3 protein-coding genes are annotated in these 5,086 nt (G+C 75.2%); 2 read left to right on the forward strand and 1 reads right to left on the reverse strand.

Going from position 1 to position 5,086, the window contains the following annotated elements; translation table 11 throughout:
- Window positions 1-2,498, forward strand: a 2,498-nt coding sequence (locus MTQ10_RS27675) for a serine protease (protein ID WP_247473009.1), incomplete at its 5' end; no start/stop codon positions are given.
- Between the two features lie 138 nt (window positions 2,499-2,636).
- Window positions 2,637-3,590 (forward strand): bifunctional riboflavin kinase/FAD synthetase, encoded by a 954-nt coding sequence (locus MTQ10_RS27680; protein WP_247473010.1) that lies wholly within the window; start codon window positions 2,637-2,639, stop codon window positions 3,588-3,590.
- Between the two features lie 171 nt (window positions 3,591-3,761).
- Here the strand turns inward: MTQ10_RS27680 and MTQ10_RS27685 are convergent.
- The coding region (locus tag MTQ10_RS27685; RefSeq protein WP_247473012.1) for a MinD/ParA family ATP-binding protein at window positions 3,762-5,086 on the reverse strand (1,325 nt) is incomplete at its 5' end.

The raw sequence follows: 5,086 nt of genomic DNA on the forward strand, positions 1-5,086 counted from the left end.
ACCCCGCCGCCTGTCCCCGCGACGAGGCCCCCGTCGGCTTCGACCCGGCACGCCCCGCGCGGCTGGCGCGGGATGCCGGGCGGCCGTTGGTGCTGTTGCTCGACGGGCCCGAGGAGATGCCGCCCGTGCTCGCCCACCGGCTCGACGAGTGGACCGCGGGCACCGCCGAATGGCTGCGGCAGAGCGGGGCGCGGCTCGTGGTGGCGTGCCGGGACGAGTACTGGGAAGGGGCCGGCGCCCGCTTCCCGCGCGAGCTGCTGCACGCCGGGCGCGACCACCGTGACGACACGCTGCCGCCCTGCGTCCGCCTCGGGGACCTGGAAGCCGACGAGGCCCGCCTCGCCCGACAGCGGTACCGCGTCCCCGAGGACGCCCTCGCCGCCCCCGACGCCCGGCATCCGCTCGCGCTGCGCCTGTACGCCGAGGTACGTGCCGCCCTGCCGCAGGCGCCGCGTGTCCGGGTCGACCGCCACGACGTCTTCGCCGCCCACCTCGACCTGCTGTGCCTGCGTGTCGCCGTGCGGCTCGCCGCCGGGAACGGCCTGCGCGGCACCGCCGTACGCCGGCTCGCGGCGAAGGTCGCCGGGCAGGTCCACGAGGCCGCCCGGCGCAGCCTCGGCCCTGGCCAGGGCGAACTGGACCGGGAGGCGTTCGAGGCGGTGTTCCCCTGGGGCCCGGCCCCGGACCGGCTCGGCGGCGGCACCGGCTGGGCCTCCGCCGTCCTCACCGAAGGCCTCCTCGTCCCCGCCGGCACCGGCTACCGCTTCGCCCACGAAGAGCTGGCCGACTGGCTGCAAGGCATCCACCTCGACCTGGACGAGGCCCTGCGCGCCCTCGTCCACCGCGGCCGGCACGAGGCCCACCCGCTGCCCGTCCCCCACCACCGCATCGGCCCCGTCGTCGAGGCCCTGCTGCTGCTCGCCCGGCAGCACGGCACCCGGCGGCTGGCCCTGCGCCTCGACGAACTCGTCGAGGCACTGGACGCCGACCCGGACTCCTGGTGGGCCGCCCGGCTGCTCACCGAGGTCCTCACCCGCGTCCCCGATGCCACCCCGTATCTCGGCGTCCTGCGCGACCTCGCCGACCGCATCGCCGACCGGCGGCTTCCGCCCGCCCGCTTCGCGCCCGCCTTCTGGACCGGGCTGCGGCTGCGCGACGCCGACCGCTTCGACCTGCTGCGCCGCCTCGTCCTCGCCGACTCCGCCCCCGAGCCGGGCGGCACCCCCCGCTGTCTGGACAGCGTCGCCCGGCTGCTCGCCACCGACCCCGCCGCCGTACAGCCGCACCTCATGGTGTGGTTCGACGACGACCGGCCCCTGCCCGCGACCCCGCACGCCACCGTCGCCACCGCCGCGCAGGCCCTGCTGCACACCCACCGCCACCGCGCCCTCGACGCCCTCATCGAGCTGCTGCTCGACCGCGCCCACCCGCGCGCCGACGAACTCCTCGCCGTGCTCGCCGAGGACGAACCGTCCGCCCTGTGCCGGGCCGTGGACCGCTGGGCGCACGACGAGCGCCCCGAGCGCCGTGCCGCGGCCGTCACCCACGGGCTGCGCACCGCCCCCCACGTCCGCACCGACGCCGACCGCGAACTGCTCCGCTACGCCGCTCTCGCTCTGCTCGCCCGCGCCGACGCCGCCGCCCTGCACGGCGGTGCGCTCGCCCTGCTCGTCCGTGACCCGGCGACCCGCGCCCACCATCTGCCGCAGGCACTGCGCCGCTTCGCCGCCGGTGACCCGCAGCTCCCGCCGGCCGCCCTGCTCACCGCCCTCACCACCCACCCCGACGCCGTCCTCGACGCCTTCCGCACCCGCCTCGCCGGGCCGACGGCCGGGGCGGCGCTCCAGGCCCTCGCCGAGGTCGCGGAGACCGGCCCGGCCCGCCGTATCGCGGGACTCGTCCAGGAGGCCGCCGGTCTGCGCCCGGACGCCGCCGACGACATCGCCGCCTATGTCGGCACCCGCCTCGAACACGGCCCCCGCGCCCGCGCGGACCTCCTCCCGCTGGTCACCGGCCTGCTGGCCGACGCCCCCGAACGGGTGCGGGCCGCGCTCGCCACCGTCCTCGCGGCCCCCGGCACCCCCGCATCCACGCCCCTCCGCCGAGAGCTGCGCGAACTGCTCCTCAGCCGCGAGCAGGACCCCGGCGTCCTCGCCGCCCTGCTGCACGCCGCCGCCTACCACGGCGACCACCACACGAACCACCCGAACCCCCCGGACCACACGAACCACATGGACCACCCGGACCACCCGGACCGGCAGGGCGACGACGCCGAGCTGCGCGGCCTGCTGCACCGCACCGGTCTGCTGCTGATCCGCACCCCGGAGGGCGCCGCCCGCCTCGACCACGGGCTCGCCGACCTCGCCCGGCACGTCCCCGGCTTCGCGGCACGCCTGGCGCGCTGGCTGGCCGAGTCACCGGGGGAGTGGGCGACCCTGCTCGGGCCCGGCGCGCGCCGCGCCGTCGAGGACCTGGCGGGTGTGCGCGTACCCGTCTGATCCGGCCGTGCTGTACGTGCGCCGGGTCACAGGGCACGTACCGGTGCCGATGCCGGGGCGCGGCGCGCGGCATGGCACCCTTAGACCTGCATAAGTGGTCAACGGTAAGCACCGACACAGGTTCGAGGAGCGGTCACAGTGCAGCGCTGGCGTGGCTTGGAGGACATCCCCCAGGACTGGGGGCGCAGCGTCGTCACCATCGGCTCCTACGACGGAGTCCACCGCGGCCACCAGCTGATCATCCGGCACGCCGTGGACCGCGGGCGGGAGCTGGGCGTGCCGACCGTCGTCGTCACCTTCGACCCGCACCCCAGCGAGGTCGTCCGCCCGGGCAGCCACCCGCCGCTGCTCGCCCCGCACCACCGCCGCTGCGAGCTGATGGCGGAACTGGGCGTGGACGCGGTGCTGGTCCTGCCGTTCACGGCGGAGTTCTCGAAGCTGTCGCCGGCCGATTTCATCGTCAAGGTCCTCGTCGACAAGCTGCACGCCAGGGCGGTCGTCGAGGGCCCGAACTTCCGCTTCGGTCACAAGGCCGCGGGCAACGTCGAGTTCCTCGCCGAGCAGGGCAAGGTGTACGACTTCGCGGTGGAGGTCGTCGACCTGTATCTGACCGGCGCGGCGGGCGGGGGCGAGCCCTTCTCCTCCACGCTGACCCGGCGCCTGGTCGCCGAGGGCGATGTGGCCGGCGCCGCGGAGATCCTCGGCCGGCCGCACCGGGTGGAGGGCGTGGTGGTGCGCGGCGCCCAGCGCGGCCGTGAGCTGGGTTTCCCGACCGCCAACGTGGAGACGCTGCCGCACACCGCGATCCCCGCCGACGGTGTGTACGCGGGTTGGCTGCACGCCGCCGGGGAGGCGATGCCGGCGGCGATCTCCGTCGGCACCAACCCGCAGTTCGACGGCACCGAGCGGACCGTGGAGGCGTACGCCATCGACCGGGTCGGGCTCGACCTGTACGGGCTGCATGTCGCCGTGGACTTCCTGGCGTTCGTGCGGGGGCAGGCGAAGTTCGAGACGCTGGACGCGCTGCTGGAGCAGATGGCTCAGGACGTGAAGCGCTGCCGGGAGCTGGTGGCGGAGGCGGACGGCCGGTAGACGCGGGTCCGGTCTTCCTGGCCGGTCTCCCGGTCCGGTCGGTCCCGTCCAGCCGGCCCGTTCCGTTCCGGCCGGTTCCTTCCGGGTTCTCGATCCGGTGATACGACGCCGAAGGGCGGCCGGTGCCTTGACGGGCACCGGCCGCCCTTCGTTGTGTCGGCGTCCCCCGGCTTACTGCTGCGGGGGCTGCTGGCCGGGCTGCGGCTGCGGGTAGCCGTAACCGGCCGGGTAGCCGGGGTGCTGCGGCGGCTGCTGACCGGGCTGGCCCGGCTGGCCCGGCTGGGCCTGCGGCGGCTGGGCCTGGGCCTGCTGCGGGAACGGCTGCGGCTGGCCGGGCTGAGCGCCCGGCCGGCCGTACAGCTCCTGGCCCGGCTGCTGCGGGTACGGCTGGGGCTGCGGCTGTCCGGGGAAGGGCTGGCCGGGGGCCTGCTGCCCGGGGGCCTGCCCGGGGACCGGCTGGCCGGGGTGGCCGGGCTGACCCGGGTACGCCTGGCCGGGCACCGGCTGTCCCGGAACGGGCTGGCCCGGCACGGGACCCGCGCCCGGCACGGGCTGACCCGGCATCGGCTGACCCGGCACGGGCTGCCCGGGAAGAGGCTGGCCGGGCATCGGCGGGGCGGCCACCGGCGGCGGGTTGCCGTCGCTGGTCCACAGGCCGTGCATCTGCTGGTGCCGGACGAAGTCCTCGGCGACCATCGCGGCGAGGTTGAAGTACGCCTCCCGCACCTTCGGCCGCATCATGTCGAGGTCCACCTCGGCACCGGCGGCCAGATGCTCGTCGAACGGCACCACGACCACGCCACGGCACCGGGTCTCGAAGTGCGCCACGATGTCCTCGACCTTGATCATCTTGCCGGTCTCGCGGACACCTGAGATGACGGTGAGGGAGCGGGAGACCAGGTCCTGGTAGCCGTGCGCGGCGAGCCAGTCCAGCGTCGTACTGGCGCTGGAGGCACCGTCGACCGACGGCGTCGAGATGATGATGAGCTGGTCCGCGAGGTCCAGCACACCCCGCATGGCGCTGTAGAGCAGGCCGGTGCCCGAGTCGGTGAGGATGATCGGGTACTGCTGACCGAGCACGTCGATGGCGCGCCGGTAGTCCTCGTCGTTGAACGTCGTGGAGACGGCCGGGTCCACGTCGTTGGCGATGATCTCCAGGCCGGAGGGGGCCTGCGAGGTGAACCGCCGGATGTCCATGTACGAGTTGAGGTACGGGATCGCCTGGACGAGGTCGCGGATCGTCGCGCCGGTCTCCCGGCGCACACGGCGGCCGAGCGTACCGGCGTCCGGGTTGGCGTCGATCGCGAGAATCTTGTCCTGCCGCTCGGTGGCGAGCGTGGCGCCGAGGGCGGTGGTCGTCGTGGTCTTGCCGACGCCGCCCTTGAGGCTGATCACGGCGATGCGGTAGCACGACAGGACCGGTGTGCGGATCAGATCCAGCTTGCGCTGTCGCTCCGCCTCCTCCTTCTTGCCGCCGATCTTGAACCGGCCGCCGC

The organism is Streptomyces sp. XM83C (genome assembly GCF_023072675.1).
Lineage (GTDB): Bacteria > Actinomycetota > Actinomycetes > Streptomycetales > Streptomycetaceae > Streptomyces > Streptomyces thermocoprophilus.